This is a genomic window from Geobacillus lituanicus (assembly GCF_050994965.1).
Taxonomy (GTDB): domain Bacteria; phylum Bacillota; class Bacilli; order Bacillales; family Anoxybacillaceae; genus Geobacillus; species Geobacillus stearothermophilus.
The window spans coordinates 2,259,785-2,280,898 of the sequence record NZ_CP194773.1 but is presented as its reverse complement, the minus strand read 5'-3'; the positions used below and the strand labels follow the sequence as shown (position 1 = coordinate 2,280,898).

17 protein-coding genes, 1 tRNA gene and 4 pseudogenes are annotated in these 21,114 nt (G+C 50.6%); 12 read left to right on the top strand and 10 right to left on the bottom strand.

The genetic code is table 11. The annotated features are described in order from the left end of the window. Window positions 1-64: 64 nt before the first annotated feature. Complete coding sequence (locus ACR1UW_RS11560; RefSeq protein WP_498933420.1) at window positions 65-2,845, top strand: tetratricopeptide repeat protein; 2,781 nt, start codon at window positions 65-67, stop codon at window positions 2,843-2,845. A 220-nt stretch (window positions 2,846-3,065) separates the two neighbouring features. Here the strand turns inward: ACR1UW_RS11560 and ACR1UW_RS11555 are convergent, their stop codons facing one another. Together ACR1UW_RS11555 and ACR1UW_RS11550 are read right to left on the bottom strand one after the other, a co-directional pair. Beyond that, window positions 3,066-4,307, bottom strand: a complete 1,242-nt coding sequence (locus ACR1UW_RS11555; RefSeq protein ID WP_055358876.1) for an aminopeptidase — start codon at window positions 4,305-4,307, stop codon at window positions 3,066-3,068. A gap of 226 nt (window positions 4,308-4,533) precedes the next feature. Then, a pseudogene (locus ACR1UW_RS11550) lies at window positions 4,534-4,817 on the bottom strand (diguanylate cyclase domain-containing protein). A gap of 324 nt (window positions 4,818-5,141) precedes the next feature. Between ACR1UW_RS11550 and ACR1UW_RS11545 the strand changes: the two are divergent. From ACR1UW_RS11545 to ACR1UW_RS11520, 6 genes are all read left to right on the top strand, one after another. Beyond that, window positions 5,142-6,317, top strand: coding sequence for an ISL3 family transposase (locus ACR1UW_RS11545; protein ID WP_498933418.1), 1,176 nt, complete (start codon window positions 5,142-5,144; stop codon window positions 6,315-6,317). Window positions 6,318-6,555: 238 nt separating this feature from the next. Continuing rightward, entirely contained in the window at window positions 6,556-7,071 is a 516-nt protein-coding gene (locus ACR1UW_RS11540; protein ID WP_237420455.1) for a DoxX family protein, read from the top strand. A 253-nt stretch (window positions 7,072-7,324) separates the two neighbouring features. Then, the gene (locus tag ACR1UW_RS11535; protein WP_049624779.1) at window positions 7,325-7,684 is read left to right on the top strand and encodes an AMP-binding enzyme; all 360 of its coding nucleotides are present in this window, start codon (window positions 7,325-7,327) and stop codon (window positions 7,682-7,684) included. 476 nt (window positions 7,685-8,160) lie between these two features. Beyond that, on the top strand, window positions 8,161-8,445 hold the full coding sequence (locus ACR1UW_RS11530; RefSeq protein WP_044743727.1) for an autorepressor SdpR family transcription factor: 285 nt from the start codon (window positions 8,161-8,163) through the stop codon (window positions 8,443-8,445). Continuing rightward, window positions 8,432-9,079 carry an SdpI family protein gene (locus tag ACR1UW_RS11525; protein WP_498933415.1) on the top strand — a complete coding sequence of 216 codons (648 nt, stop codon included), beginning with the start codon at window positions 8,432-8,434 and terminating at the stop codon, window positions 9,077-9,079. The genes ACR1UW_RS11530 and ACR1UW_RS11525 overlap by 14 nt, the downstream gene beginning before the upstream one ends. An 89-nt stretch (window positions 9,080-9,168) precedes the next feature. Beyond that, entirely contained in the window at window positions 9,169-9,372 is a 204-nt protein-coding gene (locus ACR1UW_RS11520) for a hypothetical protein (RefSeq protein WP_049624781.1), read from the top strand. Here the strand turns inward: ACR1UW_RS11520 and ACR1UW_RS11515 are convergent. Then, a complete protein-coding gene (locus ACR1UW_RS11515; protein WP_049624782.1) occupies window positions 9,355-9,537 on the bottom strand; it encodes a small acid-soluble spore protein H in 183 nt (60 codons plus the stop codon). The two genes, ACR1UW_RS11520 and ACR1UW_RS11515, sit on opposite strands and share 18 nt — an antisense overlap. A 206-nt stretch (window positions 9,538-9,743) precedes the next feature. On the opposite strand from ACR1UW_RS11515, the gene bioF reads away from it, so the two are divergent. Beyond that, window positions 9,744-10,916, top strand: coding sequence for an 8-amino-7-oxononanoate synthase (gene bioF, locus ACR1UW_RS11510; RefSeq protein WP_498933412.1), 1,173 nt, complete (start codon window positions 9,744-9,746; stop codon window positions 10,914-10,916). 80 nt (window positions 10,917-10,996) lie between these two features. Here bioF and ACR1UW_RS11505 read toward each other — a convergent pair. Continuing rightward, window positions 10,997-11,070, bottom strand: a tRNA-Pro gene (locus ACR1UW_RS11505). A 367-nt stretch (window positions 11,071-11,437) separates the two neighbouring features. Then, on the bottom strand, window positions 11,438-11,899 hold the full coding sequence (locus ACR1UW_RS11500; protein WP_049624783.1) for a Uma2 family endonuclease: 462 nt from the start codon (window positions 11,897-11,899) through the stop codon (window positions 11,438-11,440). 268 nt (window positions 11,900-12,167) lie between these two features. Here ACR1UW_RS11500 and ACR1UW_RS11495 point away from each other — a divergent pair, with 268 nt between their 5' ends. The 4 genes from ACR1UW_RS11495 to ACR1UW_RS11480 all read left to right on the top strand — a co-directional run bounded on the left by ACR1UW_RS11495 (window position 12,168) and on the right by ACR1UW_RS11480 (window position 15,685). After that, entirely contained in the window at window positions 12,168-12,743 is a 576-nt protein-coding gene (locus ACR1UW_RS11495) for a Uma2 family endonuclease (protein WP_498933410.1), read from the top strand. A 160-nt stretch (window positions 12,744-12,903) separates the two neighbouring features. After that, the gene (gene glsA / locus ACR1UW_RS11490; protein WP_121625816.1) at window positions 12,904-13,833 is read left to right on the top strand and encodes a glutaminase A; all 930 of its coding nucleotides are present in this window, start codon (window positions 12,904-12,906) and stop codon (window positions 13,831-13,833) included. A gap of 13 nt (window positions 13,834-13,846) precedes the next feature. Then, on the top strand, window positions 13,847-14,251 hold the full coding sequence (locus ACR1UW_RS11485; RefSeq protein ID WP_121625814.1) for a cytosolic protein: 405 nt from the start codon (window positions 13,847-13,849) through the stop codon (window positions 14,249-14,251). A gap of 195 nt (window positions 14,252-14,446) precedes the next feature. After that, the gene (locus ACR1UW_RS11480; RefSeq protein ID WP_498933408.1) at window positions 14,447-15,685 is read left to right on the top strand and encodes an MFS transporter; all 1,239 of its coding nucleotides are present in this window, start codon (window positions 14,447-14,449) and stop codon (window positions 15,683-15,685) included. A gap of 91 nt (window positions 15,686-15,776) precedes the next feature. On the opposite strand, the gene ACR1UW_RS11475 is transcribed toward ACR1UW_RS11480, so the two are convergent. From ACR1UW_RS11475 to ACR1UW_RS11455, 5 genes and pseudogenes are all read right to left on the bottom strand, one after another. Further along, window positions 15,777-16,913 carry an IS110-like element ISGka2 family transposase gene (locus ACR1UW_RS11475; protein ID WP_074043529.1) on the bottom strand — a complete coding sequence of 379 codons (1,137 nt, stop codon included), beginning with the start codon at window positions 16,911-16,913 and terminating at the stop codon, window positions 15,777-15,779. A gap of 575 nt (window positions 16,914-17,488) precedes the next feature. Continuing rightward, window positions 17,489-18,568, bottom strand: a pseudogene (locus ACR1UW_RS11470) (RNA-guided endonuclease InsQ/TnpB family protein); the annotation flags it as partial. Between the two features lie 51 nt (window positions 18,569-18,619). Beyond that, a complete protein-coding gene (locus ACR1UW_RS11465) occupies window positions 18,620-19,807 on the bottom strand; it encodes an IS701 family transposase (RefSeq protein ID WP_050368573.1) in 1,188 nt (395 codons plus the stop codon). A 118-nt stretch (window positions 19,808-19,925) separates the two neighbouring features. Beyond that, window positions 19,926-20,111, bottom strand: a pseudogene (locus ACR1UW_RS11460) (RNA-guided endonuclease TnpB family protein); the annotation flags it as partial. A gap of 216 nt (window positions 20,112-20,327) precedes the next feature. Beyond that, window positions 20,328-20,743: pseudogene (locus ACR1UW_RS11455) on the bottom strand (RpnC/YadD family protein); the annotation flags it as partial. Window positions 20,744-21,114 lie beyond the last annotated feature (371 nt).

Below are 21,114 nucleotides of genomic sequence, written 5' to 3'. Positions count from 1 at the left end.
TCATGGCGGCGAAAGTTTGTTAAAATGTATAGGATAGAAATAAAATTAGAAAACGTGCCATACAATGAACATGCATGGCAAATATACGAGTCAGGTGATCGACATGGGGTTTGAACAGCAACTTGTTCATAAAACATTTTACGAGACGCTCGTCGAGGCGGGGGAACGCGACGTTGTCAGCGCGCTTGGCGATATTTTTTTCACGGCGCATCGGGATGGCGCTGATTTGTCGTCGATTCGCTTTGCCCAAGGGGAAGTGTATTTCCACCGCCGCGACTACGAAGCGGCGATTTTTAAATGGGAACAAGTCCATCACGACGATTTGCGCCCGTGGGCGCAAAAAAATATCGCCGACAGCTACTATGAGCTTGGACGGCTCGAGCTGGCCGAGGAGCTGTACCGTTCGATTGAGACGGAAAGCGAAACGTTGCATGCGGAAATCATTTTGCGCCTGTTTTCGCTCTACCGTGAGTTGGGGGAAAACGCGAAAGCGGATGATATGATTAAGCGCGGTGTGACGTTGTATCCGGATTATCCGAACATGACCGAATGGGCGCGCGCCTTTTTCGAGGAGCAAGGTGATTGGGAAAGCGCCGTCGAGCTTGCTTTAGGAGAGGCGGTGCGGACGTCGGCGCGCCGCTGGGCGGACATCTTGACCGGTTATGTGGAACAAGGACATGCGCGAACGATGGCGCCTGCGCGGTTTTCACGCTGCCTGGCGCTGTTGTACGAAACGGATCGGGTGAAGTTTGAACGGCTTGTGCAGGCGCTATGGAACGGGTATCGGGATGGTGACCTCTATTTTTCGTGGCTCGCGGAGTGGAATCGCCTCTATGATGAGTTGTCGATCGGCCGCGACTACGACTGGAAGCGAATTCCTGGCCTTTTAGGGGAAGCCTATGCAGGATTGATGAAAGGCCCGTACCGATTGAAAGAGTTGGTGGAAGTGGTGCCACCGCTTGTCAAAAGCTGGGTAAGTTTAGCCGATGGTCCGGAGACAGCGGCAGCGGCGGCTGCCTTGTTGGCGTGGAGTGAGAAATTTCCTGAGGCGTTTGAAGAAGAGACGGTCAACGACGCCGCTAAGCGGCTCGTCCATGCGAAACGGCCCGTTCGGGAGACGGGTGTGTCGCTGTTTGACGAAATAGCCGATTGGGCGGAAGAACAGCGGGCGGGTTCGCACTTCCGCTTCCGCTGGGTCGTGCGGCAGTTGTCCGATTCGCGGACGCATTTCGTTTTGGTCGCTGGGGCGTCGCGCCATGAGCGGTTGGCGTTTTTGCGGACGTTGGTCGGCGAGGCAGCGTTGGCGGCGCCATCTGCGCCGGTGCTGGCATGGAGAAACGGTGGGGAGATGGAAGTCGCGAAAATCAGCGACGACCAGTTTACCGTTTTCTCGAGCATTGATGAATTTCAACAGGCGGCGGGAGGACGCGCCAACCGATTTCCTGATGATGTTGTCATTGAATGCGCGGCGCCGTTTTCACTCGTGCCGCAAGGGATTGTCTTGCTGGATATCGGGCCGCTCGGCGGGCGCGCTTCATTCGACCATGAAGCGTTCGTATCGTTTTCGCTCGCTGACAGCGTTCTTTTTCTTCTGAACGGCGAGGATCCGCTTTCCAGCGCTGATGAGCAGCTGTTGCTGCGGCTTCATGAGCGGGCGCCGCATGTGCCGATGTACGTGCTGCTTCCTCCGGGCGACGGGATGGTGGATGAAGAGGAGACCGCGCGAATGGTGGAGGAAGTGGAAGCGCACGTTCGTACGATCGTTCCGGAAGCCCGTGTCATCGTCTATTCCCCGCATGCGCCAAGCCGCAAGCAGCAGCAAGCCCTCATCGGCTTGCTGGAGGAGATGCGCCGATGCGTGTCTCCTGTCCGCCGCGAGGAAGCGATTTTAACGACGACCGGCCGGTTCATCGCTCATTTGTTCCGGCAGCGGGCCGAGGCGGAAAGACGATTGGCGGAGCTGGTCGTATGGAAAAAAGAAATGGCGGCCAAACTGAGCGGCGCCATTCATCAGCTTGGCGACCTGCAAGAGGAGAAAACGGCCAAAGCGGCCAAGTCATTCCACACCGTCTTGGCGGACATGCGGGGTGAGCTGACAAAGGCGATTCCCGATCTGTTGCGCAACATGGCGGAGCTGGTGGGCGAAAACAGCGATTTTTCCCGCTTGCCTCTTGAGCTGAACGACAAAGCGAATGAACGGCTTCGCGCTTATCTCAACGAAGAGGTATTGCCAAAGTTGCGAGTTGCTATGGAACAGTGGATTGCAGCGGCGGAGGACGAATTCAATGAATGCCAGGTGTTTTTGCATGAAATGAGCGAAGGGTTTAACGCCATGTTTGGCGAAGAGCGGCTTATGCTCGAATGCGATTTTCGCATTGTGGCTGACTGGCGGCGTGACATCAGCCGGTTGACGAGCGGGGCGCAAATCGAGAAGCTGAACATTTTCCTCCGCCGGACGCCGGGTCAGCTGCTGTTGAAAGGAGCGGGCAAACTGCTCGGCGCCTTCGCGCAAAATAAGGCGATGCTGGCGCAAAAATATAAGCAGCTGATCGAAACGCAAGATTACATCGATGTGGCCGAAACGGCCGCTCGGCAGCTGCTGTTGCCGTTTGAATGGTTTGCGAAGTCGATTGAGCGCGACGTCACCCAGTTTTTCCAAGCGCCAGCGACGATGCTGCGGGAAACGCTAGAGCGGCTGGAGCTTGAAATTGCCGCCCAAGAAGGGGAATTGAAGCAGATGCGCACGAATCCCGAAGCGTATCGCGACCCGCTTGTCCTCTTTGGCATCCGTTTGCGGCAATGTGAACAGCTGGCGCAGGCGGCTGCGGCGACGATTCACGTGTAACCATCGGCTGATTGCCGGTGTTGGGCGGGCTCAAACGGACTTTTCACCGCAGGGCCTGCGTATGTGATCCGTTTGACGAAAAAAGAACGAAAACTGCGCCAAAACGGCCATCCCCCGGTCGATGCGAGGGAAATATGGAAAAAGGCTGTTGACAAAAGGGGCTCGCCCCGCTTTTGGCAACAGCCTTGTTTTCTTGCCCGAGCAACTGTGGAATGGAGGGTTATTGCAGCTCAAACGCCCAGTTGCCGCTGCGGAAAATCGGCTCGCGCTTCCCGTCTTTCGTCACGCCGTCAATGTTCAGATCAGCTGAGCCGATCATAAAGTCGACGTGGACGAGGCTGTCGTTGACGCCGCGGCGGTCAAGCTCCTCTTTGGAAAGAGAGGCGCCGTTTTCGATATTGGTCGGATACGCCTTGCCGAGCGCCAAATGGCAAGCGGCGTTTTCATCAAACAGCGTGTTGTAAAAAATGAGATTGGACAGCGACACCGGCGATTGGTGCGGCACGAGGGCGACTTCCCCGAGGCGGCGCGCGCCGTCATCGGTGTCAAGCAAGTGCTTAAGCGTCTCATATCCTTGTTCGGCGCTGAAGTCGACGACTTGCCCGTCTTTGAACGTGAGCGTAAACCCATCGATCACGTTGCCGTTGTAATTGAGCGGCTTCGTGTTGCGCACTGTGCCGTTGACGCCGTCTTTATGCGGCATCGTAAATACTTCTTCGGTCGGAATGTTCGGATTGAAGCGCACGCCGCTTTGACTCGTCGCCGCGCCGCCGTGCCAGACGTGCCCGTCGACGAGCTCGACCGTGAGATTGGTGCCTGGCGCTTCGTAAACGAGCTGTTTGTATTGCTTGTTGTTTAAGTAATCGACGATGCGGGCGAGCCGGTCGTTATGTTCGCGCCAGGCAGCGATCGGATCGTCTTGGTCGATGCGGGTGATGCGGAAAATCGCTTCCCATAATTTGTCGATGGCTTCTTCATCGCGCAGATCGCCAAATACTTTTTGCGCCCACGCCGGTGTGGGGACGGAAATGAGCGACCAGCAGTTCCGGTCGGCCATAATGGCGCTCCGGTAGTTGGCGAGCGCTTGCGCTGCTGTTTTATTGGCGGTCGCGATCCGCTTTGGATCGACGTCTTTTAACAAGTCCGGATTCGGGGCGTAAATGGATAAAAAGGCCGCGCCTTGTTCGGCGAGTTCTTCCATCGCTCTTGCCCGCCACATCGGATATTCGGAAAACGCTTCTTCTGGGGCGTGGTGAAATTTAATGTATGTAAGCGCCTCGTCGTTCCACTCGACATACACGTGTTTCGCCCCGGTTTCGTACGCGGTTTTGGCGATTTTGCGGACGAGCGGCGCCGCCTCGAGCGGGGCGTTGACGAACAGCGTCTGCCCGGGCTGAATGTTCACCCCGACTTTCACCGCCAGTTCGGCGTATTTGTCCAATTCCTTCTCCCAACGGTTCATCTTGTTCACTCCTTTTTTTGGATTCATCTCCACTTTATTATAATTCCCACCGCCTCGCAACTTAGGGAACTTTACATGTGGACGCTGTCCGGACGAGAGCGAAACGTTCCGATGTAGGACGCGCCTCATGTTGGAATAACAGGATGGGTTGACACATAACGGTGTTGCCGCACATGGCGCTCGACTTGCTGCCGCCGTGGCTCGCGGGAGTGCTTTTGTCCGGCATTTAAAGCGCCTGATCGGCAAGGGAAAGAACGGTTTCCGCGCTCTCGTTTGGTTGCGGGACGGCGACGGCGGCTCCGACGCTGACTGTGACGACACAAGCAGCGGGCGAGGAACCGTGCGGAATGGCGAGCCGCTCGACGTTTGCCCGTATGGCCTCAGCGGCAGCCGCTGCTTCGGACGGCGAAGTGTGCGGCAAAATAACGGCAAATTCCTCCCCCCATAGCGCGCTGCCGTCCCGCCGTATTGCTTGGCTGTTTGCTTCAGCGACAAGGCGACTTTGCGCAAACAGTCGTCTCCGCATTGATGGCCGTACGTGTCGTTGAACCGTTTGAACGAATGCGGGCGTCGGCATCAGTCACCATAATCCCTTGGCTCGTATGTTCGACAATTTGCTCGTACAAGTGATCCATTTGTCTTAGTAGCATGTTCTTTCTTTTCCCCTCCATTGAATCGTTCCTTTTCTCTAAAAATTAACATTGTTTATTTTATTTGGCTCTTCACCACAAGTTGTACTTGATCATTTAAGGTAGGTGTGCATAGAGGGTACAAAAAATGCGAATTTTCCTGTATGGTAAAGGTGACCAAACCAAACCATGGAGGGAAATTCGCATGTACTCTCAGTTTATCAAAGAACTCATCGATTTACCAGATGTTTTGATTCAAAAGGTGCGAAAAGAAGGGGAACGTTGGATTTTCGAACTTTCTCTACCCGAACAATGCCCGTTATGTCCTGTCTGCTTGAAGCGCACGATCAAAATGACAGACAAAAAGAAGCAATGGATGCATGGCTATGCTCAGCGAATCGGAATTTTTTGGATCGAACTTCCTGTCGAGCGCAGACGTTGTAGCACGTGTGGCGTGACGTTCAGCACGTCGTATCCATCCATCTCTCCTCGAAGTGTGGCGACGGATGCTTTTCAGCGATGGGTCGCGCAATCTTGCATCGGAACATCCATTCAGGCGGTGGCTCGTATGCTCAAGCTTCCTTACACGACCGTTGAACGATGGTTTTATACCCATGCCCCTTCCTTCCTATCGAATGACGTCCAACCAAAGGCGGTTTGTGTCGATGAGTTTGATTTTCGAAAAGGGCACGACTATGGAGTGGCGATCATGGATGCCGAAACGGGAGAAGTGTATGCCATGGAAGCAGGAAAGAACGAGGAAGCCATTGGGCGTGCATTGGCTCATGTATCTCGTTCCGTTCAGTATGTCGTGAGTGACTTGGCTCCAGCGATGAAAAAAGCGATTCAACGGGTTTGCCCAGAGGCGACACATGTCGTCGACTATTTCCATGTCATTCAGCTGTTTACCGATGCGTTAGAACGTTGTCGCAAATATTTGGGCAAAGGAGGCAAGAAACACGGAAATGTTCGTTACGTTTGCCGTTTATTGAGCCAATGCCCAGAGAAATTGACGGAGGAAGAACGTCAAATCATACGAGAATGGTGTAATGAAAGCGATTACTTAAAGTCTGTTTACCAATCGCTCCAACATGTTCGCTATGTGTTCAAAAGCAAAGATGAGCAACAGGCGAAACGACGCTTGAAGGCTTGGATTCATCGGTATTTGTTTTGTCCTTGTTCCGTTGTTCGTGCCATCGCAAAATCACTCGTCAAACGAACAGACGAAATGATATCGTGCATTTTATCCCATTATTCGAATGGGAAGATGGAGGGAACAAATAACAAGATCAAGCTGATGAAACGTCGGGGATACGGATACAGAAATATCCAGCGTTTTGCATTGCGGGTTCGGCTGGAAACAGCTAACATACTTTCATGACAGGTGCAAGTACATCTTTTGGTGATGAACCTTTTATTTTCCGGTATGAGAGGCAAGACGCCAATCCTTTTTCCTGTGAGGAAAGGCTTACTGCGATGAAACGAATCTTGCATTCATCATTCCATCATAACTTTTTGAAGATATTGTGAAATAGTGAGCAACTCTGCGCCGCCAGGCGAAAAAACGATTAAGATAAAAGTGTAAGGAACATCTTCCAAAACGAAAGGGGAGAAACACGATGGTTGTCAAATGGTTGCGCGAACACGTCACGGCATCGGTGTTGATGGTCGTATTCCGCTTGTATTTAGGATATGAATGGATGACGGCAGGGTGGGAAAAAATCACGCAAGGGTTTGACGCCACCGGATTTTTAAAAGGAGCGTTGGCGAAAGCCGCTGGGGAACATCCGGCCGTGCAAAGCTGGTGGGCGGCGTTTATCGAACACGTGGCGTTGCCGAATGTCGGATTGTTCAACGTTCTTGTGCCATGGGGTGAATTTCTCGTCGGGATCGCGCTCATTCTCGGATTGTTTACGACGTTTGCCGCCCTCATGGGAGCTGTGATGAACTTCGCCTTCATGTTCTCAGGCACGACGAGCACGAACCCGCAAATGGTGCTTCTTACCGTCTTTCTCCTCGTCGCCGGGGCCAATGCGGGACGATACGGCTTGGATCATTGGGTGCTGCCATATCTCCGCCACTGGTGGAGGGATAAAACGCATCGTCCACACCGTCCGGATACGGCGCATCAATGACCGTCACCAAGCCGTATGCGCTGCTTCAGGCTTCCTCCTTTTCCGAACGGCCGCTCCTTCTCCAACGTGGAAGGGGGTGGTCGTTTGCCGCGTCGGATAAAATGATTGGCTGTTCGAGAAAGGAATTTGGCGAATGACGGCGAAATGATATGCATATGGATGAAGCAGGAGACATGAACAAGTATTTGAAAGCGTTTTCTGAAAGGTAACATACTAATCATTCAGTATTTTTTTATAAGGGATGGTGAAACGAATGAATGAAACACGCCCATACTGGCCGAGCGGGCTGCCGAAGGAACTCCGCTATGAGCTCGGCGAACAGCCGCTCTATGGCTATTTGCGCCATCGCGGCGAACGCGAGGAAAACGAGCCGGCGTACATTTTCTATAACAAGGTGATCACGTGGGGAACCTTGCTCGATCACGTTCACCGTTTTGCCCGCTATTTGCGGGAAAAAGGGGTGGAAAAAGGAAAGGTGGCGCCGTCTGAGTTGATCGAATGGGCGAAAGTGCATATGGCGGCGTTCAAGTATCCGCGTTATATCGAATTCATCGATGAATTGCCGGCGACGCCGTCAGGCAAAGTATTGCGAAAGCTGCTTCCAAGAGAATAAATATAGCGGCGGAGTTTGGCGCGGGCCGCCCCGCCTTTTCCGAAAAAAAAGGGGATCACGGTGGACAATTTGCGGCAATTAACAGACGAACTGATGGCGAAAAAAGCGAGCGGCTGCTCGCCGCTTGGCCGACGGGGGGGTTAATGGAAGTTAATGGGGAATCCCCCTCCGCCAGTGGCGGAGGGGGTGGCGCTGGGCTGTTTCTCTTTCATCGAGGGGCAGCGGTCGGATGCCGCATGTGAGAGGTGAAAAGTCGAAAAATACATTGACAATCCAATGGAAATGGAATATTCTTTAATTAGAAAGATGTCTAAATATCGAATGTTTTTGTCCGTATTTAGATAATTTCCTAAATGTCTAACTATAGACCGGCATGAAAAATCGTTTGCATGTGCCGCGTACGAAGCTGTGATAAACGAAAGATGCCCCTTTAGCGGTTCATCCAACGAAAACTCGTTTGCAAGGTGGGATCGCTATTGTCATTCAACGAAGCGTTTAAAGCGATCGCCGATCCGACGCGGCGGAAAATTTTATCCTTGTTGCGGAATGGGGAGTTGACGGCAGGGGAGATCGCTTCGCATTTCGATATGCAAAAGCCGAGCGTCTCGCATCATTTGAAAATTCTCAAGCAGGCTGATTTGGTGCAAGACAGGCGTGAGGGACAGCATATCTACTACTCTCTGAACACGACGGTGTTTCAAGATTTGCTGCGCTGGTTTTACGATTTTGTCGAAAAGGGGGAGAGACATGGTGAACGTTAGCCGGCTGACGATCGTGTTGACGGTTCTCGCTTATTTCTTGAGTTTGGCCGCCCTTCCGTATTTGCCGGATCAAGTGGCGATCCATTGGAATGCATCAGGGGAAGCTGACGGCTTCAGCAGCAAATGGTTTGGCGCGTTGTTGCTGCCCGTTCTCATGACGGTGTTCACGTTTTTGATGGCGGTCTTGCCGAAGCTCGACCCGAAAAGAGAAAATTACGCCCGATTTCAAACAAGCTATCGTATGGTCAACGCGGCGCTTTCCTGCTTTTTCTTGGCGCTGCATGCCGTGACGTTGGCGTACAATCTTGGATTTTCCATCGATGTTGGGGCGGTCATGCCGCTTGGCATCGGCGGCCTGTTTCTTGTCATCGGAAATTATATGCCGAAAATCAAACACAATTATTTCATTGGCATCCGCACACCGTGGACATTAGCGAGTGAGACGGTTTGGCATAAAACGCACCGTCTTGGCGGCAAAGTATTTACCGCGATGGGGATTTTGTCGATGCTCACCGCGTTTTGGCGCGGAGAGATGAGGGTTGTTTTGTTTCTCGTCATCATCGTTGTCGGCAATTTGTATCTCATCGTTCAATCGTTTCTTTATGAGCAGCAAGAACAGCGCAACCGTTCATAAATAGTTTGAGGCGAGAATGCTCTCTTTCCCCTTCGCTATCGTAAACCCGTCTCATTCGGGGCATGCTAGGGATGAAGGAGGGGAGGGCGATGAAACGGAAACCGGACAACCAACGCGCCGGGCATCCGGCCCGCGCCGCCGACACACGGACGGCAGGCCGGACAGCGATGAAGGAACAAACGGTGCAAGAGGCCTACAAAGAGCGGGAAGAGCTGACGGCCGATTCAATCAAAAAGCGGGAGAAAGGGCGATTCCTTTCTCTCGCTTTTTTGCGGTTAAGCATGCTCTTCTAAGCTGGCGACCGGCACGCTTTGTTTTTGCTTCGGGTTGTCAAGCGGGTGGATCGTTGCTACGCCTTTTTGCTGGTCGACATGCTCAATGTAAATGCGCTGGCCGTTGTACGTGACGTTTGCCATCACCGGCGACGACGCGATTTCTTGCGCCCGACGGACATCCATCTGAAACACCTCCTTATTTGCCGATAACACGCATAGTATGACAGGTGTGCGATTGAACTATGCATGTGGCCGAGATCGGAAAGAATAATTTCCAAAACAATGTGCTAAATAATCAATCAACAAAACCGACCATCTTTTCCTAGCCGATTCACACGTTTTAATGTAAACTATTTTTTATAAATAGTTTACATATAAGGGGGATGGGGATGAAAACCGAACTAACCGCCCAACTGCTCGAATGGGAACAAAAAGCGCAAAAGCGCCAGCTGCGCCGGGCAGAGGCGTCAGGCGCTTCGGTCATGTTGGACGGAAAGCCGATGTTGAATTTAGCGTCCAATAATTATTTAGGGTTAGCGGATGATAGGCGGCTGATTGAGGCGGGCTGTGAGGCGATGCGAACCTACGGGGCTGGAGCGGGCGCATCGCGGCTCATCGTTGGGAATCACCCGCTCTATGAGCGGGCGGAAGCCGCGTTGAAACAATGGAAAAAGGCAGAAGCGGCGCTTATTTTCAACAGCGGCTACACGGCCAACATCGGCGTGTTGACAGCGTTAATTGGCCGAGATGATCTTGTCTTTAGCGATAAGTTGAACCATGCGAGTTTAATTGATGGCATCCGCTTGAGCAAAGCCGCTTGTTTCCGCTATCGTCATAACGACATGAATCAGCTGGAGTCATTGTTGAAGCAATCTCCGCCCGGTAAGCGGAAATGGATCGTCACCGATGCCGTTTTCAGCATGGACGGCGATTGGGCGCCGCTACCGGAGCTGGTCGAGTTGAAACGGCGCTACCGCGCGATATTGATTGTCGACGAAGCGCACAGCGGCGGTGTGTTCGGACCGAACGGCGAAGGGCTGCTTCACCATTTCGGGCTTGAGAAGGAAGAGGATGTGCTCGCCATCGGCACCTTCAGCAAAGCGCTCGGCAGCTTCGGCGCGTATGTAACAGGAGAGCCGTGGCTGATTGAGTATTTGATCAACAGCGCCCGCAGCTTCATTTTTACGACCGCCTTGCCGCCATCGGTCCTTGCCGCCAATGAAGCGGCTATTCATATCGTTCAATCCGAGCCGGAGCGGCGCCAGCGGCTGCACGCCTTAAGCGAACAGTTCCGCACGAAACTGAAACAGCTTGGGTTTGACACCGGCGGCAGCGAGACGCCGATCGTTCCGGTGATCGTCGGCCCGAACGACCAGGCGGTGGCGATGAGCGAGTTGCTGCAGGAAGCAGGCATTGCAGCCGTCGCCATCCGGCCGCCGACCGTCCCTGAGGGAACGGCGCGCATTCGCTTTTCCATCACCGCCGCGATGACGGAAGAAGACATTGATATGGCGGTTGACCGTATCGCTTGGGCAGGAAGGCAGATTGGATTGATTTCATAGGGAAAAACGGCGTCACGAGGAGGAAACGCGTGAGAGAACAAAAAAACCAGCCGAACGTTTTTTCGGCTGGTTTCCTTCGATCGGGATGACAGGATTTGAACCTGCGACCCCACGCACCCCATGCGTGTGCTCTACCAAGCTGAGCTACATCCCGAAATGGATGGTGAGACATTTTCGATTATACAAGAAAAGCAGGACAAAATCAATGGCGAATTTTGCGTTGAGTTGGAAAAGGATGCCGTTGAAAGACTAGCGGCATCCTTGTTGCTGACAAGTCTGTGTTTTTCTGTTTTCATGCTCCTTTGAACGTATCTTCCTCTGTCTGTCCGCCCCTGCTTTTGCGACAGAGAATTCGCCATTGATTATACGGCAAAGCATGCAAGATGTCCCGCTAAAGAACTCGTGATTGGAAACGAGTTGTTCAGCAGAGACTCTTTTTAGGTTGAGAAACTTTGCAAAATCGACTCGCCTTCCGCCACAAAAACCGCCGATAGGCCGAAAAGAATGGTTTTCCCCGTCTTCTACACGCCTTGGAACACGAGCGCGGTGTCAATCGTTCCGATCACAGAATCGAACGTTTCTCCGCAGGCGATGATCGTCTCGGCGTATCGATCATGTTCGAGTGTGCACTGACGGATCGTTTTGTTGTATGGGTCAACGATCCAGTATTCTTCCACTCCGTAGGCGCAGTACAAATCTTTTTTCAGCGTCACATCGATTTTGTAGGTTGACGGGCTGACAACTTCGATGACGATGAGCGGCCGCCCCTTATAGCCGCCGATGATTTTTTCCGGCCGTTCGCAATAGACAGCGACATCCGGCTGGATAAACTCGTTCATCACGTTTCCGTTCTTTTCGAGTTTCACGGACAAGTTTGAAATCGGTTGACATGGGCTTTTTCCTTTGATCATGGAAACAAGATTGTCGCAAACGATTTGATGTTCCCATGACGGGGACGGGGACATGTTGATGGCTTCTTGCATGCTCCTCACCTCTTTTTCATTATACTTGAAACGGTTCTCCCTTGCCTACAACGGAGTGTGGGGAAAAGAAGACACTAGAAGGCTGGTGAAAAATGATGCTTTCCGCTTCATCGTTGTTTTGGGCCGCAAGAGAAGACCTGATGGTAAAAGGCTTCTCAACTTGAGAAAAGTGTGTTTTGGGCTGATTTTTCATTACATCACCAGTTCTCTAGGCTGCCAGGCGGTATTCAAGTATACTATAAAGAAAACGGGAAAGGAGGACGTTTTCATGCCGGTGCCGGAAAAAGGGCAACCGTTTACTTATGCGCAATACATGATGTTTGACGAAGATGTACGCTATGAGGTTATTGATGGCCAAGTCTTCAACATGTCCCCCGCTCCGACGCCGAAACATCAGGCCGTGCAACGTGAATTGTTGGTGGAATTTGCGACATATTTGCGTGGAAAAACATGCACCGTATTTGGCGCTCCGATCGACGTTTGTTTGGCGGATCGGGATGATCCGGAACAAATTCGCGAATGGGTTGAGCCGGATCTTGTCGTTGTCTGCGACAAAAGCAAAATTCGCGAAAAACGAATTGTCGGCGTGCCGGATCTTGTTGTGGAGATTATTTCAAAATCGACGGTGCGCAAGGACAAAATTGTCAAATTTGACCGTTACGAGCGGGCAGGGGTGAAAGAATATTGGATTGTCGATCCGGTGAATGAGACGATTGATGTCTATGTGCTCGAAGAAGGGAGATTCCGCCATCAAGGAATGTACGTCCGCGATGATACGATTCCTGTCCGTCTGTTTCCCGGATTTGCGATCGAATTAAAAAACGTATTTGCCGAAGAAGAATAAGAAAAACGGCTGCTGTTCAAACCGCATGCTCCCCTTGTTCGTTTGTCGCGGGCGGATCCATCAGGCGGGGGGCAAGAGGCTGCCTGCGGGGGAATCGATGGCCGTTTGCCACACACTTGGGCATAGAAACGGAAAAAACAGGCGATACTAACGATCGGTGATGCCTGTGTACAGTCAAGAAGAATTGGTCCGCTTTGTCGAAGAAGCGAAACAGTACGCCCGCTATGGAAAAGTAGCCGATTACATTCCCGCCCTGGGCAAGGCCGATCCGAATGAACTGTCGATCGCTGTATACACCCCGGACGGCAAGGTGGCGAGCGCCGGAGATGTGACGGTGAAAGTGACGCTGCAAAGCATCTCGAAAATCATCGCGCTTGCCCTTGTCTTAATCGACCGCGGCGAAGACGAGGTATTCCGGAAAGTCGGCATGGAGCCGACAGGCGACCCGTTCAACTCGATCGCGAAGCTCGAAGAAGTGCAGCCGGCCAAACCGCTCAATCCGATGATCAACGCGGGGGCGCTGGCGGTGACGCATATGATCCGCGGCCGATCGGTCGAAGAGCGGCTTGAGCGGCTCTTGGCGTTCGTCCGCCGCCTCGCGGGCAACGAACAGATCGCGTATTCGGAGGAAGTGGCCCGGTCCGAGTTTGAGACGGCGTTTTTGAACCGTTCCCTTTGTTATTTTTTAAAGCAGCATCGTATCATTGATGAAGATGTCGAAGAGCTGATGGATTTGTACACGAAGCAGTGCGCCATCGAAATGACGTGCATCGACCTAGCGCGCATCGGCTTGGTGTTCGCGCTTGACGGGCGCGATCCGCATTCGGGCGAGCGGCTCATGCCGCTTGATGTCGCCCGCATTTGCAAAACGTTTATGGTCACGTGCGGCATGTACAACGCATCCGGCGAATTTGCGATTAAAATCGGCATCCCGGCGAAAAGCGGCGTCTCAGGCGGCATTCTCGCCGCCGTCCCGGGCCGGTGCGGCATCGGCATTTTCGGTCCGGCGCTTGACGACAAAGGAAACAGCCTGACCGGAATCAAGCTGCTCGAGCGGTTGGCGAGAACGTATTCATTAAGCATTTTTTAAGGAGGAGACGAATATGAAAACGTTTACGGTCCAATTCCATCGTGAAGACGACGTCGAAGCGATGAACGTCGGCAAACTGAGTCAAGATGAGTTCGATAAGGCGACCGAAGGCGGGACGCGGCATTTGTTTGACCTTGACACCAATATCGGCTATTTCGTCTTTTTCGACGCTGAGGACAACGAAGGCAACGTATCGTATTTAATGCTTCAATACGAAGAAGACAGCGAAGATCCGAGCGCGTGCTACAGCTTTGAGCTGAAAGACTTTTACGAATTTATGGCGCTCTACTTAAACGACCTTGAATTCGCCGACGAAGAAGAAATGACGGAAGACGGCGAAGAGGAATACGGACCGATCCACCACCTGGCGCATTTGCTTTACCATATCGTCGAGGAAGGGAAGACGGTGGAAGTGTGAGAGGGGGATCCCGGGCGAGCAGTCCGGGATTTTTTGTTTGTATGACGGGTAAAAAGTGATTAAATTCAGCGGCGACTGAATATTTATAAATTGCTAGGGAGGTGATGCACCGGCGTGCGGTGAGGTGCTGTGAATGGCTTAGGGAGGGAAAAGTGGCGCCAAAGGGAATTTCTTCGCTAAGGGAGTGAGCAAGGGGTGTCGACAAAGCCATTCGTAGTTCCAAGACTTTCAGCCATGATGTTTCTTGAGTTTTTTGTTTGGGGAGCTTGGTATGCGACAGGTGGATTGGTGTTAGCCAAAAGTGGTTTATCTTCCATCATCGGCACAGTATATTCAGTTGGTGCGATTGCTGCGATTATTGCCCCGTTTTTCTTAGGAATGGTCGTTGACCGGTTTTTTGCCTCTGAAAAAGTGCTTGGTCTTCTCCATATTGTTGGTGGGATTTTGCTTTGGTTAATTCCCGGACAAATTAAAGCAGGAAACGGAACTGCTCTCGTTTGGCTAGTTTTCATTTATATGCTTACGTACATGCCAACTTTGGCGCTGACGAACAATGTAGCGTTTCATAACATTCCGGACAGCGTGAAACATTTCCCTGTCATCCGTGTATTTGGGACAATCGGCTGGATTGTTGCAGGTCTTCTTATTGGGCAGCTCGGTTTTTCCGACCATCCAACAATTTTTCAAATCGCAGCCGGTGCTGCCATTTTGCTCGGTCTTTTCAGCTTTACATTGCCGCATACCCCGGCCCCGGCGAAAGGGAAACCGTTATCGGTCCGCGATTTGCTTTGCCTTGACGCGCTACAAATGCTAAAAGATAAAAACTATCTTGTCTTTATTGTATGTTCGTTGCTCATTTGCGTGCCGTTAGCTGTTTACTACTCGTTTACTTCACCGTTTCTTGGCGCGGTCGGTTTTCAAAACGTCGGCAGTGTCATGACGATTGGGCAGATGTCAGAGATTTTCTTTATGCTCTTGATCCCATTCTTTTTCCGTCACCTTGGCGTGAAATACATGCTGCTTGTTGGCATGATCGCCTGGACTGCTCGCTATTTGTTGTTCGGTTTCGGGGCGCCGGCGGAGGCAACGTGGTTCATGTATTTAGGTATTGCTCTCCATGGTATTTGCTATGACTTCTTCTTTGTCACGGGATTTATTTATGCTGAACAAAAAGCGGGGGAAAAAATCAAAGGGCAGGCGCAAAGCTTGCTAGTGCTGTTCACGCAAGGGATTGGCATGTATTTTGGAAACATGATTGCTGGTCAGTTGTTTAATTCGATAGTGACTGCGCAAGGGAAGGATGCATTAGTCCAATGGCAAACATTTTGGTTTTATCCGGCCATTGCCGCCGCAGTCATTGCTGTTGTTTTCTTTGTGCTTTTCCGTGAAAATCCCCACCACTTGGTGAGTGCGGTATACGCTCCTGATCCGTGAGGGTATACTGAAAATGGCCAAAAAAGGCAATAGGAAAGCAGAGGTGCCCGATTTTAGGCATCTCGTATAACCTGTCTGCCTTTTGGCTAGACTAAATAAGTTGTGGTTGGCGGAACGGCTCTTTGCGGGAGATCATGCAAAAGATGATCACCAACATCCGCCGAGCAATGGCGATGAGGGCTTTTTTCTTCCCGCATCGGGCCGCCAACGACCAAAACTTTCGGGACAAGGGATGCGTCTTGGATCGAGCTGCTGACCATGCCGCCTCGCATAACGCCGATCGGAGATGGGGATTGCCTTTTGTCGTGCGCGTGCTCTTTCGCTTTCCGGCGCTTTCATGGTTGCCGGGGGACAATCCAGTCCATGAAGCCGCCCGTTCCGGCGTTTCAAAGACGCTCATGTCGGTTCCCATCTCGGCGATGATGACGGCGGCGGTTTGTTTTTTCACTCCGGGCATGGTCATCAGCAGGTTCACTTCCTCGCGATACGGCTCGAGCAGGCGGTCGATGTGCTGGTCGACTTCTTCGATTAACTGCTCCAATTCCTCAACGTGTTTCCACAAGAGGCGAAGGAGACGGAGCTCGTGTTCGGTCAAGGTGCCGAGCAGCGAATCGTACACCGCTTGCTTTTTCTTTTTGAGCCTTCCGCGCAGGCATTGATCCAACTCGTCCTTGTCCACGTATCCCTTCTCAAGCAGCCGGGCGAGGATGTCTTTTCCGGAAACGCCGAAGAGATCGGAGAGGACCGAGCCGAGTTTGACATTGGAAGACTCGAGCACTTTTTGAATCCGGTTTTTCTCCGACGTCAGCTGTCCGACCCACTTTTTGCGGAGGCGGGTAAAATCCCGCAATTCGCGAATATCCGCTGGGGGGACGAAACTTTTTTCAACGAGTCCATGGCGGAGCAGCTTGGCGATCCACTCGGCGTCAGAGACATCGGTTTTTCTTCCCGGGACATTTTTGATCCGCTGCGGATTGGCCAGTGTCAAGTCGACATAGCCCTCGAGGAAGGCAAAGACCGGTTTCCAATACACGCCGGTGGATTCCATGGCGACATGGGTGACCCCATGGTCTTCGAGCCACTCAAGCAGGTCGCCAAGTCCTTTCGAGAACGTGGAGAAGGTTTGAATGTCCTTTTGAATGTGTCCATCTTCTTCCCATAGCGCGCAGGCGACGATGGTTTCGGCATGAACATCCAATCCTGCGCAGCGAGGATAGATGACATCCATGATGAAAATCCTCCTTTTCGATGATCGAGTGCGCAAACAGCGAATCCACGGGAGAAATGCGGCAGTTTTCCGTTCGTCGTCACCTTTCCTGTGCATCGGGAAAGGGCGGACAATGGGTGGTGCACCCAGTGGATTCAAACACTTTTCCGTACAGGGTCTAAGCCACCATTAAGCATAACGTCCTGTTGAACTGTTTGCGCCTATTCTTCATTATGGGAAGAAAAGGGGGATTTTCATGCCCGGGTGGAGAGCAAAAATTGCTCATGGAACTTTTTAGAGAAAAAGGACTATCAGCAGCTTCAACAAAGACATATGATAACGCCAAAGCATAACGGCTGGAGAATGGGGAAGGGGCGCAGAAAATTTGTCTTCCCCTTCCCTGCCTTGTCCGGCGGCAATTGTGAGGGGGAGACTATGAAAATTGTTTTGTTAGGATACGTTTGACTTTTTCCTCTGACGGTTTTGCTTCGCCTAATGTGCCTTCGAATAATGCTTGTGGTGTGAGTGGTGAACTACCCCCACTTAATTTTCTAGCGAAAATTTGAAGTGGGGGCTTCCAAAGAAGTTTGACTGCTTCAAGCAATCCTTATTCTTTGAGGCGTGTCCACTTCGCCGCTAGAGCATAAGACACTCAGGTCTACAGCTTTACTTTTCTTTAAGATGTTTAATGCGCCATTGACATCAGCATTCATTAGTTTGCCAGACTTTGTTCGATACAAGCCGCGCTTAATACGTTTGCCGCTGAACTTATATTCTTTTGGATTGTCGGCATTATATTCAGGAATCTCATCGCCGTCAAAAAAGCTGGCTTGAGACGTATAGGATTCTTCCTGTTTCAAGAATTCAATGCCGTAAAATTCACAAAGATATTCTAGTTTTTCTTTTATGTTACCGAGAGGAATATTGACAAAGTTTTGATTTGTCTTTTTTCCTAGATTCATATTGCGTTGCCATGTTTCCGCATAGCCAATGACAAGTTTGCCAATTTGATTTTCAATACAGTAGTTAATGATGTAACGGCAAGTCTTGTTGATATAATCATTCACTTTATTATTGCGATTCATAGCAAGCAAAGCCTGTTTACGAGTGGTGCCTTTGATTTTTTGCTTATCTTTTATGCTTTGAAGTCTGGCATTTTCTTTGTTAAACCATTGATTTATACTTTTTAATCTCCGCCCATCAATGATGAATGATCTGCCGTCTGATGTGACACAAGTGGCAAAATTGTTTAATCCTAAATCAATTGCCAGTGCTTTTTGGTCATTTAATTCTCTTTGATCTTCAGGCATTTCATATTTGTACTGAATCTCAAAGAACCTGGCATGATGCTTAGGAATGATTTCAATCTGCTTAATCTTTTTGTCCAGTAACACAGGCGGAATCGTTATCGTGATAGGCTTGTGAGTCTTTTTAAATAGGCGAGAATACGGTATCGTGAATTTGTTGCCGTCTATACGAATCTGGCCAATGATCAGTGAATGAAAGCCATCTTTTTTAAGATATTTTGGAATACTGATAGCCTTGTGGTCATATTTTCCTTGTTTAGCAAGACTGATCAAACCAAAGAAAGATTTAAAGGCTTCATTGACCTTTTTTAAAATTTGCTGTGCCATGTTGCTGTTTAACAGCTTATAGTTTTCGTTACTGTAGATGAGCATTTTTCATTACAATAATTTCCATGGTTAGAGAGATAAACAGGGTACCCCTTACGCGATACGGAGCTGTTTTTTGATCACATCAATGGGAATATCTTGCTTTGCAGCGTCATAAATGAACTCGACGACGCTGTGGTCTTTCCGCGACCGAAGAAGCTCCAGCCCGGTGGAGAGGTTTTGGCGGGATTCGGCGATGCTGTACACGCAGGAGAGCAGCACCACCGCCCAATACCGTTTCACCGCCCGAATGTGGCGAACGCGGTATCCATCCAGCTTCAGTTGATCTTTCGCCTGCCGGAAAAAGCACTCGATCGTCCAACGCTGAGCATAGTAACGCAAGATGTCTTCGTCCCCGAGTTCCCGGTCGGTGCTCAAGATGCAATGAAGATGTTCCGGCGCCATCGGCTGATCCGCCTTCCAAGCCAGCAGCACCACCGCGTCATCGAGGCCATGGATGGCCCCCTCATAGCGATACACGCGATAACGCTCCTGCCCCACCGTGACGAGGCGGGTGTCTTTGGACTCGATATAGCGGGCGAACTGCTTGGCTTGGATGGCGATGCCTTTCGGGTAGAGAATCCGGTTCGTCTTGAGCATCGCGATGACATGGAATCCCTGTTTCAGACAGGCTTCGATGAGCTTCTTAGACGGATACCACGAATCCATGAGCACATACACCCGCTGAGCCCGCTTCACCTTGAGCGAGGAAAGCATCTCGATCGCCAGGTCGATCTTGCTTTTTCCCGCTTTCTTGTCATACAGGCGGAACGCAAATGGGAACGCCTGCGTGAAGGTGTGCACCATCAGCCAAACGAGCGAATGCCCCCAGACCGATTGATGATCTTTATGCGAGTAGTGCCAGTCGCACCCTTGAATGGCGTGCACAGCCCGTGACGAAGGCTTTGTTTTTTGGCAAATCGTATCATCAATCGAAACAAAAAGGGGTTGATTCTTCCGTTTGGCCAGTCGTTCGACCTGGGAAAGGATCCACTCTTGAAGCTTCCCAAGCAGCCTTTCCTCGTTCCAAGGGCTTTTCGTGAAAAAGTGACTGAGCGTCGTTCGATGATTCGGATGAAAGCTCCAGTAATGAATATCAGTCAATGTTCCCGAGAATCCCTTGGTGGTCAAGGCATCGACAATATGAATGAGATGCTTGATGACCGGTTTGGAAAGCTGCAGCGTCAACCCCAGCGTGAAGAAAAACTTGTGGATTCCTTGGTGATGTGCTAATCTATTCATGAGACATGAACCTCCTTGTGGATAGTTGGTGGTACATCTATTCTAACCAAGGAATCGGGTTCATGTCTCCTTTTTTGTTTAGTTGTCAATTTATGTCAGTGAATTTGCTCATCTACAGTTCGTTAGTTTTTGCAAGATGATAGTTTTTCTCATAATTAAGAAATTCCTTGTGTTCAAAATAGTATTGTCTGACATTGTACAATCCGACGTTGTACATGTTCTTGGCAATATGGCACAGTTCTCGAAGAGTCAAGTATTCTTCTTTGGTCAAACCATTTAGCTGTTGTTTGATACAAAAATACATTTTTTCACCTCCCATCTAACTATATGATACTATATTTTACTGAATCTATCCTATTTTCAGCAAAATATAGTTAAGGCGATTCATCTCCCACTTACTCCGCTTCGCTTCGTTGAAGTGGGAGTCTTCTCGCCTAATTTAAGATAAAATCTTTTTGTATTCCAAATCGTTTGGTTTTCTAATTTCCATGGAGTTCTCCTCACATCACTATTTATTTTCCTATTCTTCAAGCAATGCCCGAACATCTTCCACTGGAAGATCCACCAACTGAGCAATGTCTTCCACCGTCATTCCTTTGCGCGCCATGTTGCGGATCAGTTGCTTCATTCCTTGTTTCATTCCTTGCTTGATCCCTTGTTCAATCCCGCGTTTCATTCCTTCTTCCAATCCCTCTTTCCTTCCCTTTTGCTCATAGGAAATGATCAGCTCCAACACTTTTTCTCTTTCTTTCGTTTCCATCGCCTTCACCTCTCTTTGCAGTTGTTGCTCTTCCTCCTCCGACAGCTTCACATACGTTTCAAAAAAGCCCAACAAGAGCCGCTGCCTCGCTTTATCCAGCTCCAATCGCACCAACATGCGCAAACACTTTTTTTCAACTCGACTTTCTCACTTTCAGTATACCCCATTTTGCCAAGATTCTGTTTTGTATTGGCTTCCCGTCATCCAAGCACCGACCTGCCAGCACCACAAATGTTCCTGAACTTTTGGTTCTTGTCGAAAGAGCGGGGGTGCGCTAGTCTTGGACAATGCTTGGATTCATCATGTGATACGTCTTTTATAGAGACGAAGTGTTGAACGCTGTCCCACCTGCGCTTGAAGGTGGGGGCATCGATTCATCCCATACTTACGCTTATGCGTGGAAGTGGAGGTCTTCCCGGTGCGGGATGATAAAAATCCATTTCTTTATATGAGAAAGGGGCAAACCATGTCTAAGACGGATCGAAAAAACAACGCTTGACAACCGCCCTGTCTTTCATATACGATGAAGATGTAATCGATTACATAA